General features: G+C 69.0%; 14 protein-coding genes and 1 tRNA gene. 10 read left to right on the plus strand and 5 right to left on the minus strand.

The window, feature by feature from the left end; genetic code table 11:
• Window positions 1–21 precede the first annotated feature (21 nt).
• Window positions 22–1323, minus strand: coding sequence for an ATP-binding protein (locus tag Tther_RS01780; protein WP_143900265.1), 1302 nt, complete (start codon window positions 1321–1323; stop codon window positions 22–24).
• Entirely contained in the window at window positions 1323–2045 is a 723-nt protein-coding gene (ompR, locus tag Tther_RS01785; RefSeq protein WP_143900267.1) for an osmolarity response regulator transcription factor OmpR, read from the minus strand. The genes Tther_RS01780 and ompR overlap by 1 nt, the downstream gene beginning before the upstream one ends.
• Window positions 2046–2221: 176 nt before the next feature.
• On the opposite strand from ompR, the gene Tther_RS01790 reads away from it, so the two are divergent.
• The gene (locus Tther_RS01790) at window positions 2222–3013 is read left to right on the plus strand and encodes an SIMPL domain-containing protein (RefSeq protein WP_143900268.1); all 792 of its coding nucleotides are present in this window, start codon (window positions 2222–2224) and stop codon (window positions 3011–3013) included.
• Window positions 3014–3044: 31 nt separating this feature from the next.
• On the opposite strand, the gene Tther_RS01795 is transcribed toward Tther_RS01790, so the two are convergent.
• Window positions 3045–3815 carry a 3-hydroxybutyrate dehydrogenase gene (locus tag Tther_RS01795; RefSeq protein ID WP_143900270.1) on the minus strand — a complete coding sequence of 257 codons (771 nt, stop codon included), beginning with the start codon at window positions 3813–3815 and terminating at the stop codon, window positions 3045–3047.
• A gap of 71 nt (window positions 3816–3886) precedes the next feature.
• Here Tther_RS01795 and Tther_RS01800 point away from each other — a divergent pair, with 71 nt between their 5' ends.
• From Tther_RS01800 to Tther_RS01825, 6 genes are all read left to right on the plus strand, one after another.
• Window positions 3887–4864 (plus strand): alpha/beta fold hydrolase, encoded by a 978-nt coding sequence (locus tag Tther_RS01800; protein ID WP_143900272.1) that lies wholly within the window; start codon window positions 3887–3889, stop codon window positions 4862–4864.
• Window positions 4861–7089 (plus strand): RelA/SpoT family protein, encoded by a 2229-nt coding sequence (locus Tther_RS01805; RefSeq protein WP_143900273.1) that lies wholly within the window; start codon window positions 4861–4863, stop codon window positions 7087–7089. The genes Tther_RS01800 and Tther_RS01805 overlap by 4 nt, the downstream gene beginning before the upstream one ends.
• A 65-nt stretch (window positions 7090–7154) precedes the next feature.
• Window positions 7155–7231, plus strand: a tRNA-Val gene (locus tag Tther_RS01810).
• Window positions 7232–7393: 162 nt separating this feature from the next.
• Window positions 7394–10018: an EAL domain-containing protein gene (locus tag Tther_RS01815; protein ID WP_185974968.1), complete on the plus strand. Its 2625-nt coding sequence runs from the start codon at window positions 7394–7396 to the stop codon at window positions 10016–10018.
• A 46-nt stretch (window positions 10019–10064) separates the two neighbouring features.
• Window positions 10065–11483, plus strand: coding sequence for a replicative DNA helicase (gene dnaB, locus Tther_RS01820; RefSeq protein ID WP_143900277.1), 1419 nt, complete (start codon window positions 10065–10067; stop codon window positions 11481–11483).
• An 18-nt stretch (window positions 11484–11501) separates the two neighbouring features.
• Window positions 11502–11744, plus strand: coding sequence for a DUF2789 domain-containing protein (locus Tther_RS01825; RefSeq protein ID WP_143900279.1), 243 nt, complete (start codon window positions 11502–11504; stop codon window positions 11742–11744).
• Between the two features lie 2 nt (window positions 11745–11746).
• On the opposite strand, the gene Tther_RS01830 is transcribed toward Tther_RS01825, so the two are convergent.
• Window positions 11747–12733, minus strand: a complete 987-nt coding sequence (locus Tther_RS01830) for a sensor domain-containing diguanylate cyclase (protein WP_185974969.1) — start codon at window positions 12731–12733, stop codon at window positions 11747–11749.
• Between the two features lie 214 nt (window positions 12734–12947).
• Here Tther_RS01830 and Tther_RS01835 point away from each other — a divergent pair, with 214 nt between their 5' ends.
• From Tther_RS01835 to Tther_RS01845, 3 genes are read left to right on the plus strand one after another with little or no spacing between them, the layout of a single operon-like run.
• Window positions 12948–13745, plus strand: a complete 798-nt coding sequence (locus tag Tther_RS01835; RefSeq protein ID WP_143900283.1) for a DUF2189 domain-containing protein — start codon at window positions 12948–12950, stop codon at window positions 13743–13745.
• A 10-nt stretch (window positions 13746–13755) separates the two neighbouring features.
• Window positions 13756–13977, plus strand: a complete 222-nt coding sequence (locus Tther_RS01840) for a DUF2788 domain-containing protein (RefSeq protein WP_143900285.1) — start codon at window positions 13756–13758, stop codon at window positions 13975–13977.
• Between the two features lie 41 nt (window positions 13978–14018).
• A complete protein-coding gene (locus Tther_RS01845; RefSeq protein WP_185974970.1) occupies window positions 14019–15626 on the plus strand; it encodes a GspE/PulE family protein in 1608 nt (535 codons plus the stop codon).
• A gap of 30 nt (window positions 15627–15656) precedes the next feature.
• On the opposite strand, the gene Tther_RS01850 is transcribed toward Tther_RS01845, so the two are convergent.
• Window positions 15657–16019: transposase (locus Tther_RS01850; protein ID WP_185974971.1), on the minus strand; the 363-nt coding region annotated here is incomplete at its 5' end.

The following is a 16019-nucleotide window of genomic DNA, read 5'->3' on the forward strand; positions in this document are numbered from 1 at the left end:
CGCGGGGTTGGCGCCGGCGGCTCATGCCAAGCGCAGGCGCAGCGTGACCTCCAGGCCCCCGCCGTCAGCGTTGCGGAGGGCGCATTCCCCGCCCATGCGCTCGAGCGCGCGGCGCACGATCGCCAAACCCAGGCCGCTGCCGGGTGTGGTGCGCGCGCTTTCGGCCCGAAAGAAAGGGTCGGTCAGGCGTGGCAGCGCGGCCTCGGGCACGCCGGGGCCACGGTCGCTGACGCTGAGCACGACCCACGGGCCTTCGGTGGCGACCTGCACCGTGAGGTGCACCTGGCCGTCGTCGCTGCGGCCGTGCCGGGTGGCGTTTTCAAACAGGTTGGTCAGCACCCGGTGCAGCAGCGTGGGGTCGGCCTGGACGTGCAACCCCGGCGGGGCCTGCACGCGCAGCGCCACGTCCGGGCGCTGCCGGTAGGGGGCGGCGGCGCGCTCGATCGCCGTGGCCAGCGGCGTGGGCGAGGTCACGACGGGCCGCTCGCGCGCATAGTCCAGAAATTGCCCGATGATGGCGTCCACGTCCGCCACGTCATCGGCCATGCGGGCGCGCGTGGCGGCGTCGGGCACCCCCATTTCGATTTCCAGGCGCAGCCGCGCGAGCGGCGTGCGCAAATCGTGCGAGATGCCCGCCAGCATCAGGCGCCGGTCGGTCTCTGCGCGCGCGAGCTGCTCGGCCATGCGGTTGAAGGCGCGGTTGACGCTGGCGATTTCGTGCGTGGCCAGCCGCTCGTCCAGGTGCGCGGTGTCGAACTCGCCTTCACGCACGCGGGCCGCGGCGCGCGCCAGCGCCTGCAAGGGCTGGTTGATCAGGCGCGTGATGACCACCGCCCCGATGAGCGACAGCCCCAGGGCCGACGCCAGCCAGACCAACCACGTCCGTCCCCGCACCGCTTCCAGACGCGAGGGATCGGCCAGCAGCCAGTAACGCTCCCCCTCGATGGCAAAGCCGATCCACAACCCATCGAAGCCGTTGACCTCGCGCGCCACGATGGTGCCCGGCCCGAGCCGGTCCTCCAGCGCCAGCGCCACCCGGTGGCCCACCGAGTCGGGCTCGAACGGGGTGTAGGTGTCGTTGTCGTCGCGCACCGCAATCCGCACGTTTTCTTCGTCCACCAGGGTCTTGACCAGCGCCACGCGCGCGATCGGGTCGGTGTAGATCAGCGCGGCGCGCGTGAGATTGACCAGCGACGCCAGGCCCTGGGCGCTTTGCAGGGCGCGCGGCTCCTGCTCCAGGGTGCGAAAGGTCTGAAACCACGCCAGCACGCTCAGCAGCAACAGCCCCGAGAGCAGCAGAAAGTTGCGCCAAAACAGGCTCATCAGTCGTCCGGCACGAACATGTAGCCCACCCCCCAGACGGTTTGGATGTAGCGCGGGTTGGCCGGGTCGGGCTCGATCAGCTTGCGCAGGCGCGAGACCTGCACGTCCAGGCTGCGGTCAAACGGTTCGAACTCCCGGCCGCGCGCCAGTTGGGCCAGTTTGTCGCGCGACATGGGCTGGCGCGGGTGGCGCACCAGCGCCTTGAGCATGGCGAACTCGCCCGTGGTCAGCGGCACTTCGGCGCCGTCGCGGGTGAGCGTGCGCTGTCCGAGGTCGAAGGTAAACGGCCCAAAGCGCACCACCGCCCGGTCGGCCGCCGCGGCACCCGGCGCCTCCGGTGGCGGGCGGCGGCGCAGCACCGCATGGATGCGCGCCAGCAACTCGCGCGGGTTGAAGGGTTTGGGCAGGTAGTCATCGGCCCCCAGCTCCAGCCCAACGATGCGGTCCACGTCCTCCCCCTTGGCGGTGAGCATGATGATGGGTGTGTGGTCGCCACCGGCGCGCAGGCGGCGGCAGATGGACAAGCCGTCTTCGCCGGGCAACATCAGATCGAGCACGATCAAATCCACGGTATCGCGCAACAGCAGCCGGTCCAGGCGCGCGCCGTCTTCGGCCAGCAGCACTTCAAAGCCCTCCTGGCTGAGGTAGCGGTGCAGCAGCTCGCGGATGCGGCTGTCGTCATCGACGATCACGAGGCGGGGCGGGCGTCGTGGTGTGTTCATGCAGGCATTGTGGCAAGAATTGCGGGCCAGTGTCGGAGCGACGGCGCTGCCCTGGGGACACCGCTGACGAAAACGACCAACGGTGTTGCGCGCATCGCGCACAATAGGCCCATGCGTCGGCTGGGAGCGTCCCGCCCGAGCCGGTTGGCGACTGACTGTTCGAGGAAGCGTGCATCATGCCTGACCCGTTATCGCACCAGGGCAAACGGATGCGTGTCCACACCCTCCATGCCCATCGTTGGGCGCGGGGGTGGCGCCGGTGGCTGCCCGTGCCCGCGCTGCTTGGCGCGCTGGCCACCCCAGCCGGGGCGCAAGGCACCGCCGACGTCCACGCCGCGCACGCCGTCGTGCACCACGTGGTGCACCTGAGCGCCCAAGCCGAGCAGCGCCTGCCGCAGGACTGGATCACGGTCACGGTGGTGGCGCGCCACCAGGCACCGGATGCCGCAGCGGTGCAGGCCCATCTGCAACGCACGCTGGAGCAGGCGCTGGCACGCGCGCGGCCGCAGGAGCGGCCGGGCCGGTTGGAAGTGGCCAGCGGCGACTTTCAGGTCCAGCCGCGCTACGGGCGCGATGGGCAATGGAGTGGCTGGCAGGGCAGCGCCGAGCTGCGGCTGCAGGGCCGCGACCTCGCGGGCGTGGCGGCGCTGGCGGCCGAGCTGCCTGGCATGGCGGTCACGGGCGTGCAGATGTCGCTCAGCCGCGAAGCCGCCCGCCAGGCCGAGGCGGCGCTGCGGCAGCAGGCCATCGAGGCCTTTCGCCAGCAGGCCGCGGACGTGGCGCGCGCATTTGGCTTTGCAGCCTGGGAGCTGCGCGAGGTGCGCATCGACGCCGCCGTGCCTGGCCCGCAGCCGCGCCCCCTGCTGCGGGCCATGGCAGCCAGCGCCGAAACAGCATCCCCGTTGCCGGTGGACCCCGGCCAAGCGGTGGTGCAGGTGACCGTGGCGGGCAGCGTGCGGCTCAAGTGATGGGCCACACGACCGCGGTGATCGGCCGCGGTTATTGCGCGGCCCAGCCGCCGTCCATGTTCCACGCCACGCCGCGCACGTTGTTGGCCGCGGGCGAGCAAAAAAATACCGCCAGCTCGCCCAACTCCTCGGGTGTGGTGAACTGCATCGACGGCTCTTTTTCGCCCAACAGCAGCCGCGTGGCTTCCTCGTTGCTCACGCCCAGCGCGGCAGCCTTGGCGTCCACCTGTTTTTGCACCAGCGGCGTCAGCACCCAGCCGGGGCAGATCGCGTTGCAGGTCACGCCCGTGGTCGCCGTCTCCAGCGCCACCACTTTGGTCAGGCCCACCAGCCCATGTTTGGCGGCGACGTAGGCCGATTTGTGTGCCGAGGCCACCAGGCCGTGCACCGACGCCACGTTGATGATGCGCCCCCAGTTGGCCGCCTTCATGGCCGGCAGGGCGAGTCGCGTGGTGTGAAAGGCGCTGCTGAGGTTGATGGCGATGATCGCGTCCCAACGCTCGGGCGGAAAATCCTCCACCGGCGCCACGTGTTGGATGCCCGCGTTGTTGACCAGCACGTCCACGCGCCCGAACCGATCGGCCGCCGCGCGCATCATGTCCTCGATCTCGGCGGGCCGGCTCATGTCCGCGCCGTGGTAGAACACCTCCACCCCGAGCGCGGCGACTTGCGCGCGCGCGCCCTCGACATCCCCAAACCCGTTGAGCACGATGTTGGCACCCTGACGGGCCAGCGCCTTGGCAATGCCCAACCCAATGCCGCTGGTGGACCCGGTGACCAGGGCGGTTTTGTTTTTCAGCATGGTGCGCGCTCCAATTCCTTTACGATCACAGACAGCAAAAGCCCATTATCCCTCTGTCACACACCTGCCCCATGGAACCAACGTTGCAGCACTTGGTCGTCCCCGGTCCACGCGCCCTCCACGGTGGCCCGCGCCGCGTGGCGTGGTGGGAATGGAATGCCACCGGGGCGCCCCATCCCGACCACATCGTGGTGTGCGTGCATGGCCTGTCGCGCCAGGCGCGCGACTTTGACGTGCTGGCGCGCGCCCTGGCGCACCAGGCCGCGGTGGTCTGCGTCGATGTGGCTGGTCGCGGCCACAGCGACTGGTTGGAAGACCCGATGGCCTACCAGATTCCCACCTACGTCAACGATTTGGCGGTGGTGTTGGCCCATCTGCGGCAGCGCCACGCCCAGGCGACGGGCACGGCCGAACCCTATGCGCTGCGCATCGATTGGGTGGGCACCAGCATGGGCGGGTTGATCGGGATGGCGCTGGCGGCGCAGCCGGCGATCGGCCTGCGCCGCCTGGTGCTCAACGACGTCGGCCCGGTGATCGAGCCGGCCTCGCTCGAGCGCATTGCGCAGTACCTGGGCAGCCAGCCGGTATTCCCGTCCGAGCAGGCGGCGGCGGATGCGTTGTGGCAGGTGTCGCAAACCTTCGGTCCGCACACCCCGGAGCAATGGCTGGCCCTGACCCGGCCCATGCTGCGGCCGGTCGAAGGCGGCTGGACGCTGCACTACGACCCGCGCATCGCCGTGCCGTTTCGCGCCATGCTCGAGGCGCAGCGCGCTGCGCAGGCCACGGATGCGGCCGCGGCGGCGCAGGCCCGGGCCGTGGCGCAACAGGCCAGCGCAGCGGGGCTGTGGGCGCTCTACGACGCCATCACCTGCCCGACGCTGCTGCTGCGCGGTGCGGCGTCGGATCTGCTCTCGCGTGCCACCGCGCTGGCCATGACACAGCGGGGGCCGCGGGCGCGCCTGGTCGAATTTCCCGGCGTGGGCCATGCCCCGACCCTGGTGCAGGACGACCAGGTGCGGGTCGTGCGCGACTTTTTGTTGGCGCCATGATCACCCGCTGCGCCGTGGACCCCTCGGGGACGCCAGCGCCGACGGCCATTGCCGCCGCCCTGGCGCAACCGGGCGATGCCGATGTGCGCGCGCTGCAGCGCGCGCGCGCCTTTGCCGAGCCCCTGCTCAGCGGTGAAACGCTGGACACCGGCGAGCCGGTGCTCGCCCATGCCGATGCCGTGGCCGACATCCTGGCGCGCATCGGCGGCACGCCCGATTTGCAGGCCAGCGTGTACCTGGTGTATGCGTGCCCGTTTCTCGCGCGCCCGCGCGAGGTGATTGCCAAAGCCTTTGGCGATGCGCTTGCCGACGTCGCGATCGAAACCAACAAACTCATCCAGCTGCAGCGCCAGGCCCGGCGCGTCGCGCCGGCCGAGGCGGGGGCGGCCCGTGGGGCGACCTCGGCGTTGGATGCCGCACAGACCGAGAACGTGCGCAAGATGCTGCTGGCGTTCTCGCGCGATCTGCGCGTGGTGTTGCTGCGCCTGGCCTCGCGGCTGCAGACGCTGCGCTACCACGCAGCGGTCAAGCGCGTGCCAGCGCGCGCGCTGGCGGCCGAGTCGTTGCAGGTGTTTGCGCCCCTGGCCAATCGGCTGGGCATCTGGCAGCTCAAGTGGGAGCTGGAGGATTTGGCCTTTCGCTTCCTCGAGCCCGACACGTACAAACACATCGCGCGGCTGCTCGACGAAAAGCGCGTGGAGCGCGAAACGCATGTCGAGCACGTGCGCCAGCGCCTGGAGCGCGAGTTGGCGGCGCTGGGGCTGCACGCCCAGGTCCAGGGTCGGCCCAAGCACATCTACAGCATCGTCAAGAAGATGCGGGGCAAGTCGCTCGCCTTCGATCAGGTCTACGACCTGCGTGCGCTGCGCGTGATCGTCGAGACCGTGGAGGAGTGCTACCGCGTGTTGGCGTGGGTGCATGCGCATTTTTCGCCCGTGCCCGAGGAGTTTGACGACTACATCGCCAAGCCCAAGCCCAACGGCTACCAGTCGCTGCACACCGTGGTCTGCGACGAGCAGGGCCGCGCCTTCGAGATCCAGATCCGCACGCGCGCGATGCACGAGCATGCCGAGCACGGCGTGGCGGCCCACTGGGCCTACAAGGAGGCTGGCACCAAGGGCTATGCGGGCGTGACCGCGGGGTCGTCCTACGACGCCAAGATCGCCGTGCTGCGCCAACTGCTGGCCTGGCAGCGCGACTTGAGCGGGTTGGCCCATGGCCTGTTCGACGACAGCATCTATGTGCTCACGCCGCAGGCGGCCATCATCGAGCTGCCCAAAGGCGCGACCCCGGTGGATTTCGCCTACGCGGTGCACACCGACCTGGGCCATCGTTGCCGCGGGGCGCGCGTGGATGGTCAGATGGTGCCGCTCAACACCCCGCTGGCCAACGGCCAAACGGTGGAGATCATCGCGGCCAAGGAGGGTGGTCCCTCGCGCGATTGGCTCAATCCCGAAGCCGGCTACCTGGTCAGCCACCGTGCCAAGAGCAAAGTGCGGGCGTGGTTCAATGCCCAAGCCGCCGCGGATCACATGGCGCGCGGGCGCGAGCAGGTCGAGCGGCTGCTGCAGCGCGAGGGCAAGACCGCCATCAAGCTCGAAGAGCTCGCGCTCGAGCTGGGTTACGAAACCCCCGATGCGATGTTCGAGGCGGTGGGCAAAGAGGCGCTTTCGCTGCGCGCCATCGAGCAGTGCCTGCACCGCGAGCCAGCGCCCCCGCCGCAGGACGAGGTGGTGGTCAAAAAGGCGCGCAGCGCCCCACAAGGCCAGGCGGGTGGTGTGTTGGTGGTGGGCGTGGGCGCGGTCATGACCACGTTGGCGCGCTGCTGCAAGCCCGCCCCCCCGGACGAAATTCGCGGCTACGTCACGCGCGGCAAGGGTGTGAGCGTGCACCGTGCCGACTGTCCCGACTTTGCGGCGCTGGCGCGGCGCCATCCCGGCCGTGTGATCGACGTGGCGTGGTCGGGCGTCGTCCCAGCCGGCCCCCATGCGCCGGTGTATGCCGTGGACGTGGGCGTGCAGGCGCTCGACCGCCAGGGGCTGCTGCGCGACATCTCCGAGGCGTTTGCGCGCGAGAAAATCAACGTCATTGGCGTGCAGACGCAATCGGTCAAGGGGGTGGCGTGGATGACCTTCACGGTCGAAGTCAGCGACGCCACCCGGGTGAGCAAGGTCATGGCCGTCTTGACCGACGTGCCCGGGGTGCAAAAAGTCTGGCGCCGCTGACAAAAGGTGCGCCGTTTTCTGCTATGATCTCGGTTCTGTCGATGCACTGATGTGCAAGCAGCGACAGGCGCGTAGCTCAGCTGGTTAGAGCACCACCTTGACATGGTGGGGGTCGTTGGTTCGAGTCCAATCGCGCCTACCAAACACCGGAGCAAACGAGCGGCCCCTAGCAGGCCGCTTTTTTGTTGCGCGCGCCAAAAGCGGGGCAGGAAGTGCATGCCCAGCGTGCTGCCCAGTGCGCAAGGGGCGGCTTTGGGAAAACCCCCGGCAATCGCATAAGATGCGCCGCATGCACGGGGTGGGGATGTTGCGACGGTCGGTCAGCGGGGGGGCGGCGCCCAGGCGCTGGCTCGCCGGCTTGGCATGGCTGCTCGCCTGTGCGTCGGTGCAGGCGCAGCCGCGCGTGCTCCAGGTGGGCTTTTACGACAACCCGCCCAAGCTGATGCGCACGGCCGACGGGGCGCCCAGCGGCATATTCGTGGAGCTGTTGCAGGCCATCGCGCGCGAGGAGGGCTGGACGCTGGCCTTTCAGCCCTGCCGCTGGGCCGAATGCCTGCAGCGGCTGCAGCGTGGCGAACTCGACGTCATGCCCGATGTGGCCATGACCAGTGAGCGGCAGGCCCAGTTCGATTTTCACGTGCAACCGGCGATGCTGAGCTGGTCGCAGCTCTATCGGGGGGCGAGCGTTCCCGTGGGCACGCTGCTGGACCTGGAGGGCCGGCGCGTGGCGGTGCTGCGGGACAGCGTGCAGGCAACGGCGCTGCAGGGGATGGTGGCGGGCTTCGGCCTGCACGTCGTGATGGTGCCGGTGGACTCTTTCGCCGAAGGTTTCGAGGCCGTGGCTGCCGGCCGTGCCGACGTGGCGGCGGTCAACGTGCACTTTGGCGACTACCACATGAACGCCTACGGGCTGCGCGCCACGCCCGTGGTGTTCAACCCCACGCGGCTGTACTTTGCCGTGCCACGGGGGCGCCATGCGGATGTGTTGCGGGCCATCGACCGCCACCTGGTGCGCTGGGCGGCCGACGCCCAATCCCCCTACCACCAGATTTTGCGGCGCTGGGCGGTGCCCGAGGGTGCGACGCGGGTGCCGCAGTGGGTCGCGCCGGCGCTGGGCGGCTTGGTCGGGGCCGCCGCGTTGCTGGGCGCCGTGTCGTTGTGGTTGCGCCGGCGCGTGCGCTTGGCCACTGCGGCCATGCAGCGCAGCGAGCGGCGCTTTCGCGAGCTGACCGAGTCGCTGCCGGATGTGGTGTGGACACTCGATCCGGTGACGATGCGTTTCACCTACGTCAGTCCGGCGGTCCAACGCTTGCGTGGGTACACGCCGCAGGAGGTGATGGCCATGCCGCTGGAGGCGGCGCTGCCCTCGGATGCGCTGGCGCGGGTGCGCAGCCTGGTGCTGCGCGGCTTGGTCGAACTGGAGCGCAGCGGTGCACCGCAGACGCCGCCCACGGTGATGGAAGTGCCCCAGCCACGCCGCGACGGCAGTTGGGTGTGGACCGAGGTGGTCACGACCCTGGTGCGGGATCCGGACACCGGCCACATCGAAGTGCGCGGGGTCACGCGCGACATCAGCGAGCGCCGGGCCGCGCAAGAGCGCATCGAGCGCTTGGCGCGCTACGACCAGCTCACGGGTCTGCCCAACCGCACCTGGCTGCAGGAGCGACTGGCCGCTCTGCTGGCCACGGCACGCCTGCAGCGGGAAGCGTTGGCGGTGCTGGTGGTGGACCTCGACCACTTCAAAACCGTCAACGACGCCCAGGGGTTGCAGGCGGGCGACGCGCTGCTCGTGCAGGTGGCGCGGCGGTTGGAAGCGGCGCTGGGGCCGCGCGAAATGGTGGCGCGCCTGGATGGGGACGAGTTTGCCGTCGTGCTGATCGACGTCAGTGCCGACGTGGCCGCGCAGCGCGCGCAGGCGTTGCTGGGCGCCATTGCCGGCCCGTATCGTTTTGAGGGGGCGGACATTGGCCTGGGGGCAACGATTGGCATTGCGCTCTACCCAGACGATGGCGACGCGGCCGAGGAGCTGCTGCGCCGCGCCGACGCCGCCATGCACCAGGCCAAGCGCACGGGGCGCAACGCGTTTCGCTTTTTCACGTCCGAGCTGCAGCACCGCTCGCAGCAGCTGTTGCGCTTGTCCTCGGCGCTGGCCCAGGCCCTGCCACATGGCGAGCTGCAGGTGTTGTACCAACCGCAGTTGGCGCTGCGCGATGGCCGCATCGTCGGTGCCGAAGCCCTGTTGCGCTGGCAGCATCCGCAGTTGGGGGCGGTCTCGCCGACGGACTTCATCCCGGTCGCCGAAAGCTCTGGCCGCATCATCGAGATCGGCGGCTGGGTGTTGCAGCAGGCGCTGGCAGCCGCGCGGCGTTGGGCCGACGTGCCGGGTGCGCCGTACGTGGCGGTCAACGTCTCGGTGCTGCAGTTGCGCCACACGGGGTTTGTCCAACGGCTGTGCGACCTGGCCAACAGCGCGGGTGTGCCCCCCCAGCGGGTCGAGCTGGAAGTGACCGAGTCGGTGACCGCTGGCGAGGCCGAACAAGCGCGCCAGATGCTGCAGCCACTGCAGGAGGCGGGGTTCCCGATCGCCATCGACGACTTTGGCACGGGCTACTCGTCGCTGACCTACTTGCGCCGGTTGGGTTTTGCTCGGCTCAAAATCGATCAGGCGTTCGTGCGCGACATCGGCCGTGACCCCGACAACGAGGCCATCATTCGCGCCATCGTGCAGCTGGCGCGCACGCTGGGCCTCACCACCGTGGCCGAAGGGGTGGAGACCATCGAGCAGGCCAGCTTCCTGGCCCGGGAGGGCTGCGACCTGATCCAGGGCTGGCTGGTGGCGGCGGCCATGCGGGAGGCCGATTTCGTGACGCTGCTCGGCAAGCACGACCCGGCGGGCTGGCGCCAGCGCTGGCTGCCGGGCGTCGATTGACGCGGTGCCCGCCGGCGCCGCGACCTTGCTGCCACAATTCGGGTCGATGAGCGACGACACCACCTTCCCCGTGCCCACCCACTCGACCGTGCCGCTCGTGGACGATGCGCGGCTGGAGGCTTTGCGCGTGCCCCCGCATTCGCTGGAGGCCGAGTCCAGCGTGCTGGGCGGGTTGTTGCTGGACAACGCCGCGTGGGACCGCGTCGCCGACCTGGTCACCGAGACCGATTTTTACCGCCCCGAGCACCGGCGTGTGTTCGAGTCGATCGCTGCGCTCATCAACGCCAACAAGCCAGCGGATGTCATCACGGTCTATGAGCATCTGGCCAGCCTGGGCCGTGCCGACGAGGTGGGGGGGCTGGCCTACCTGAACCAGCTGGCGCAGTTCGTCCCCAGCGCCGCCAATATCCGCCGCTATGCGGAGATCGTGCGCGAGCGCGCCATTTTGCGCAAGCTCATCACCGCCAGCGACGAAATCGCGGCGCAGGCGTTTGCGCCGCGCGGCAAGGCGGTGGCGCAAATCCTGGACGAGGCGGAGCAAAAAATCCTGTCCATCGGCGAAGAAGGCAGCCGCATGAAACAGGGCTTTCAGTCCATGGACAAGCTGGTGGTGGAGTTGTTGGACCGCGTGCAGGAGATGGCCGACAACCCCAACGACATCACCGGCGTGCCCACCGGGTTCATCGACCTGGACCGCATGACGGCCGGGCTGCAGCCGGGGGATCTCATCATCATCGCCGCGCGCCCCAGCATGGGCAAAACGGCCTTTGCCATCAACATTGCCGAGCACGTCGCGCTGCACGAGGGGCTGCCGGTGGCGGTGTTTTCGATGGAAATGGGCGCCGCGCAGCTGGCGGTGCGTGTCGTGGGCTCGATCGGCCGCATCAACCAGGGGCATTTGCGCACCGGCAAGCTCACGCCCGACGAGTGGCCGCGCCTGACCGAGGCGATCGAGAAGCTGCGCCACATCTCGCTCTACATCGACGAAACACCGGGGCTGACGCCATCGGAGCTGCGCGCCAATGCGCGGCGCTTGGCGCGCCAGTGCGGCAAGCTGGGGCTGATCGTGGTGGATTACCTGCAGCTCATGAGTGGCTCGGCCTCCGGCGAGGAAAACCGCGCCACCGAGCTGGGCGAGATCTCGCGCGGGCTCAAGATGCTGGCCAAGGAGCTGCAGTGCCCGGTGATTGCGCTGTCGCAGCTCAACCGCGGGGTGGAGCAGCGCACCGACAAGCGCCCGATGATGTCCGACCTGCGCGAGTCGGGCGCGATCGAACAAGACGCCGATATCATCATGTTCATCTACCGCGACGAGTACTACACCAAGGACCAGTGCAAGGAGCCGGGCGTGGCGGAAATCATCATCGGCAAGCAGCGCAACGGGCCCACCGGCACGGTCAAACTGACATTCCTCAACGCGTTGACGCGGTTCGAAAATCTGGCCGGCTACGACAGCGGCTACTGACACCCGGGAGGCAGCACCATGGAAGCCCCGTTTCATCGCCTGAGCGACTTGTTCGCGCAACTGGGCCTGCCAACCGATGAGGCGTCGATGCGCGCCTTCCTCGCGCGGCATGCCCCCTTGGCGCCGGAGGTGGCCTTGGCCGACGCACCCTGGTGGACGCCGGCGCAAGCCCGTTTTTTGCGTGAGGCGCTGTGCCAGGACGCCGATTGGGCTGAGCCGGTCGAACAGCTCGACGCGCTGCTGCGCGTCCCGCAGGCGTGAGCTCAACCCGGGGTGGGCGTGCCGCTCAGCGACCAGCGCCCCTTGCCACCGCCCTTGGCGCGGTACATCAGTTCGTCCGCTTGCTTCAGTAACGTGGACAGCGCATGGGCGCCGCGGAACAGCAGCACGCCCACGCTGGCCGGGGTCCGCACGTGGGACAGGTGGGGCAGTGCGGCATCGAGCCGGCGCAGCAGCTGCACCGCCACGCGCTGGGCGATGCGCTGCGCGGTCGGGGCGTCCAGGCTCAAGTCGGGCAACAACGCCGCAAACTCGTCCCCACCCAGGCGGCCGACCGGATCGGTTTCGCGCACGCTGCGGCGCAGCCGCTCGCCCACGGCCACCAACGCCGCGTCGCCGGCGGCATGGCCGTAGCGGTCGTTGATGGCCTTGAAGTCGTCCAGGTCCACGAACAGCAAGGCGCACCAAGACGGGGCGCGCACCTGGTGCAGCAGCGCCTGCTCGATGCGGTCGAGCAGCAGGCGCCGGTTGGGCAGCCCGGTCAGCGCGTCGTAGAAAGCCAGTTCGCTGAGCTGCGCGCGGGTCGCGCGCAGGGTCTGCTCGATCCGCTTGCGCGCGGTGATGTCCTGTGCGACCCCGGCGTACCCGATGAAGTGACCGTTGTCCCCGAACAGGGGCTGGCCGCTGATGGCGCACCAGCGCAGCCGCCGGCTGCCAGGGGAGCGCCAGCCCAGCTCCAGCTGGGCAAACCGCTGATGCGCCCACAGCACGCGGCGGTGACGCCGCCAGTGGCCGGAGCCGGGCTCGAACGCCGGATGGTCCCACGGCGCGCGTCCCAGTGCATCGGACAACGCCGGCGGCAGCGCCCCGCCGTCCGTGCGCGCCATGCGCACCAACCGAAACTGGGCGTCCATCACCCACAGCCAGTCGGCCGCCAGCGCCAGCAACGCGTCGGCGGGCAAGGGCCATGCCGGCGTCTCGGCGCGGTCATGGGGTGCGCCAACATGCTGCGTTGCCCCGGGGTGAGACATAGCGGTCAGGCGGATCTGCACATGAGAAAAATGAAAGCGTAGCCAAGCGGTCTGGGACTGTCCATCCCCCATTTGGGGGATGGTGGTCGCCGCGATCGTCCAGCGCATTGGCACGCGCGTTCGGGCTGGCGCGGGGTTGTGGTCCAATTCGGCTGGTGCGCTGCGCGCGTGCGCGGCGCGGGTTTCGGTGTTCCCGCTTTTTTCGGAGGCCTGCATGAGTGCGTCTTCACCCCTGCCGTCGGCCACGGGCGATCCCCCTGGGGCATCCCCGATCGACGCGGCCGCGCCGCTGCGCTGGCTGCGTCTGGGCTGGCGCGACTACCGCACCAACCCCCTGCCGGGCGTGTTGCACGGCGGCCTGATGGCGCTGTTTGGCCTGATCCTGCTGATCGCGCTGCGCGATGCATTCTGGCTGCTGGCCGGGGCGTTGACGGGCTTTTTGATCATCGCGCCGGTGCTGGCGTCAGGGCTGTATGCCGTCAGCGCCCATTTGGAACGGGGCGAAAAGGTCTGCTGCGCCGAGGTGGCGCGGCTGTGGATGTCGGGGGATCGGCGCCTGATGAGCTTTGGCCTGTTGCTGGGCCTGGCCGGGACGGGCTGGGTGCTGACCTCGGCGGCGCTGATCACGCTGTGGGCGCCAGCGCCCATCGAGCGCCCGCTGGATTTTCTGCGCCACGTGATCCTGGCGCCCGATGTCGGGCTGTTCGAGGTCTGGTTGCTGCTTGGCGCGTGGCTGGCCGCGCCGGTCTTTGCCTCGAGCGTGATGGCGTTGCCGATGCTGGTGGCCACGCCCACGCCGCTGTGGCAGGCGGTGGGGGAGAGCTGGCGCGCCGTGGGCAGTCACCCCGTCGTGATGGGCGTGTGGGCGCTGTGCATCGTGGCGCTGGTGGCGCTGGGGATGGCCTTGGCGATGGTGGGGTTGATGGTGACGGTGCCCGTGCTCGCGTATGCGAGCTGGCACGCCTACCGGGATTTCGAGCGTGCGGGCGTGATCCGGCCGCTGCGGGGTTGAGTGGCACGATATGCAAGGCTCGCTGTTTGGTTATACGGAAGCGCAGGTGGCGCAGTTTGGCCTGACCTTCGGGGTCGGTGCGTTCATCCTGTACATGCTGTTCATCGTCTTCAATCTGGCGCGGGAATCCAAAGCCGGCAAGTTTGGTACCTTCGTGCTGTTTTTGGTGCTCTCGCTCGGCATCCTGGGCTTCGTCGCCAAAAATGTGATCCAGTGGCTGCTGGGGATATGACCGATCGGGGCCTGAGGACGTCGTCAACGGGGAACCATGCCATGGTCTCGAACCAACCCTACCTGATCCCGAGCCTGACGGGCGATGAGTCGTACCTGCCTGGTCAGGCCGGCCTGCCCGTCGCGGTGGAAGGCTGGAACGGGCGCGTGCTGCACGGTGCGCTGGCGGATTTTCAGCCCGACACCGGCGTGCTCAAGGTGGCCATCGAGGGTCAGCAGCGCTTGCTGGCGCTGCGCTTCAACCAGATCAAGCGCTTGCGCATCGAGTCCCGCACGGGGCTGTCCGCGCTGAGTGCGCCGTCGGGCTATGCGGATGAGGCGCTGCGCAGCTTCGTGGTGCAGCTGCGCGATGGCTCGGTGTACTCGGGCCTGTGCCATGGCCACCGGCGCACGCCCCATGGGCTGTGGCTGTTCCCCAAAATCACGCGCGAGGGCGACCCCGAGCGGGTGTTCATCCCCAAAAGCGGCATCACGGCCTACGAGGTCCAGCGCGGCGACGGTGCCGTGTTGGAGGGCGACAGCGGCTTTGGCGCGACGCTGCTGAGCGCCGCCGACGACGTCACGCCAGCGTCGCTGCAGCGCGTCGAGTCCACGATGGTGGAAAACCTCGAGCAGCTCAAAGCCGCCCTGGAGCGGCAGGCCACCCTCAAACCCGTGCCGATCGGCGAGGCCCTGCTGGGGCTGGGCAAGATCACGCCGGAGCAGTTGCTGCGCGCGCTCGAGCGGCAAAAAGTCCAGCCCAAGACGCCGCTGGGGCAAACGCTGGTCGAGATGGGGCTCATCCAGCCCGCGGATTTGCAGGTTGCGCTGGCGCGCAAAATGGGCTACCCGTTCGTCGATGTGCGGCGCTACCCGGTGGACCCAGAGGCGCTGCGGCTGGTGCCCATGGCGCTGGCCGTGCGGCTGCAGGTGTTGCCGATTGCGGTGCTGGGCTCCTCGGTCGTGGTGGCCATGCCCGATCCGCTGCAGTTCAAAGCCATCGACGAGCTGGAGTTCACCGCGCAGCGCAAGGTGATCCCGGTGGTGGCGCCAAGCGCGGATCTGCAGGCGCGCATTGCCGAGGCGTACCGCGCGCTGGGCTTGGGCGATGACGGTGCCACCCTGCCGCCTGTCCCGGACGCAGCCGCTGCGGCATCCGCCAAGGGGCGCACGGTGGAGGCGTGGCAGCTGGCGGTCGAGCTGGCCGGTGAAGCGCAGGTCGAGGGTGCCGACGAGCGCCCGATCGAGCAGTCGGACAACACGCTGGTCAAGCTGGTCAACTCGATGATCATCGAGGCGTTTCACCAGCGCGCCTCGGACATCCACATCGAACCCTACCCGGGCCGCGAAAAGGTGGTCATTCGCTTTCGGGTCGATGGCGAGCTGCGCCCGTACCTGGAGCTGCCGGCCAACTACCGTAACGCGCTCATCGCGCGCATCAAGGTGATGTGCAACCTCGACATCTCGGAGCGCCGCAAGCCGCAGGACGGCAAGATCCATTTCCGGCGCTTTGGCGGCCTGCCCATCGAGCTGCGGGTGGCCACCATCCCCACCGTCGATGGGTTGGAAGACGTCGTTCTGCGCATCCTCAACTCGTCGGCGCCGCTGCCGCTGGAGGGGTTGCATTTCAACGCGCGCAACCTGGCGGATTGTGCAACCTCTTTTCTGTAAATTTCCGGTTGGGTGGTCATGACAACCGGGTTACAGGTTGAAGTTGAGATAGACCTTGCCGGTCAGCCACTCGTCGTCGAGTTCGGCGAGCATTGCGGAAACCAGGCGCAGGCAGGAATCCGGGTTGGGGAAGATGCTCGCCACCCGGGTGCGTCGGCGCAGTTCCCGGTTGATGCGCTCCAGCCCGTTGGTGGTGCGCAGCCGGATGCGGTGGGCGGCAGGGAAGTCGAAGACGGTGAGGCTCTCGGGGACGGCCTCCTCGGCCCATGCGGCCAATTTGGGATGCTCCTTGCGCCAGGATTCGAGGGCGGCCTTGAAGAGCCGCTCGGCCTCGGCTCGGTCGGGCGCGTTGAAGACGGCGCGCAACTGGGCGGCGACGGACTTTTTGGCTTC

Origin of the sequence: Tepidimonas thermarum (genome assembly GCF_007556705.1) — a bacterium.
Lineage (GTDB): Bacteria > Pseudomonadota > Gammaproteobacteria > Burkholderiales > Burkholderiaceae_C > Tepidimonas > Tepidimonas thermarum.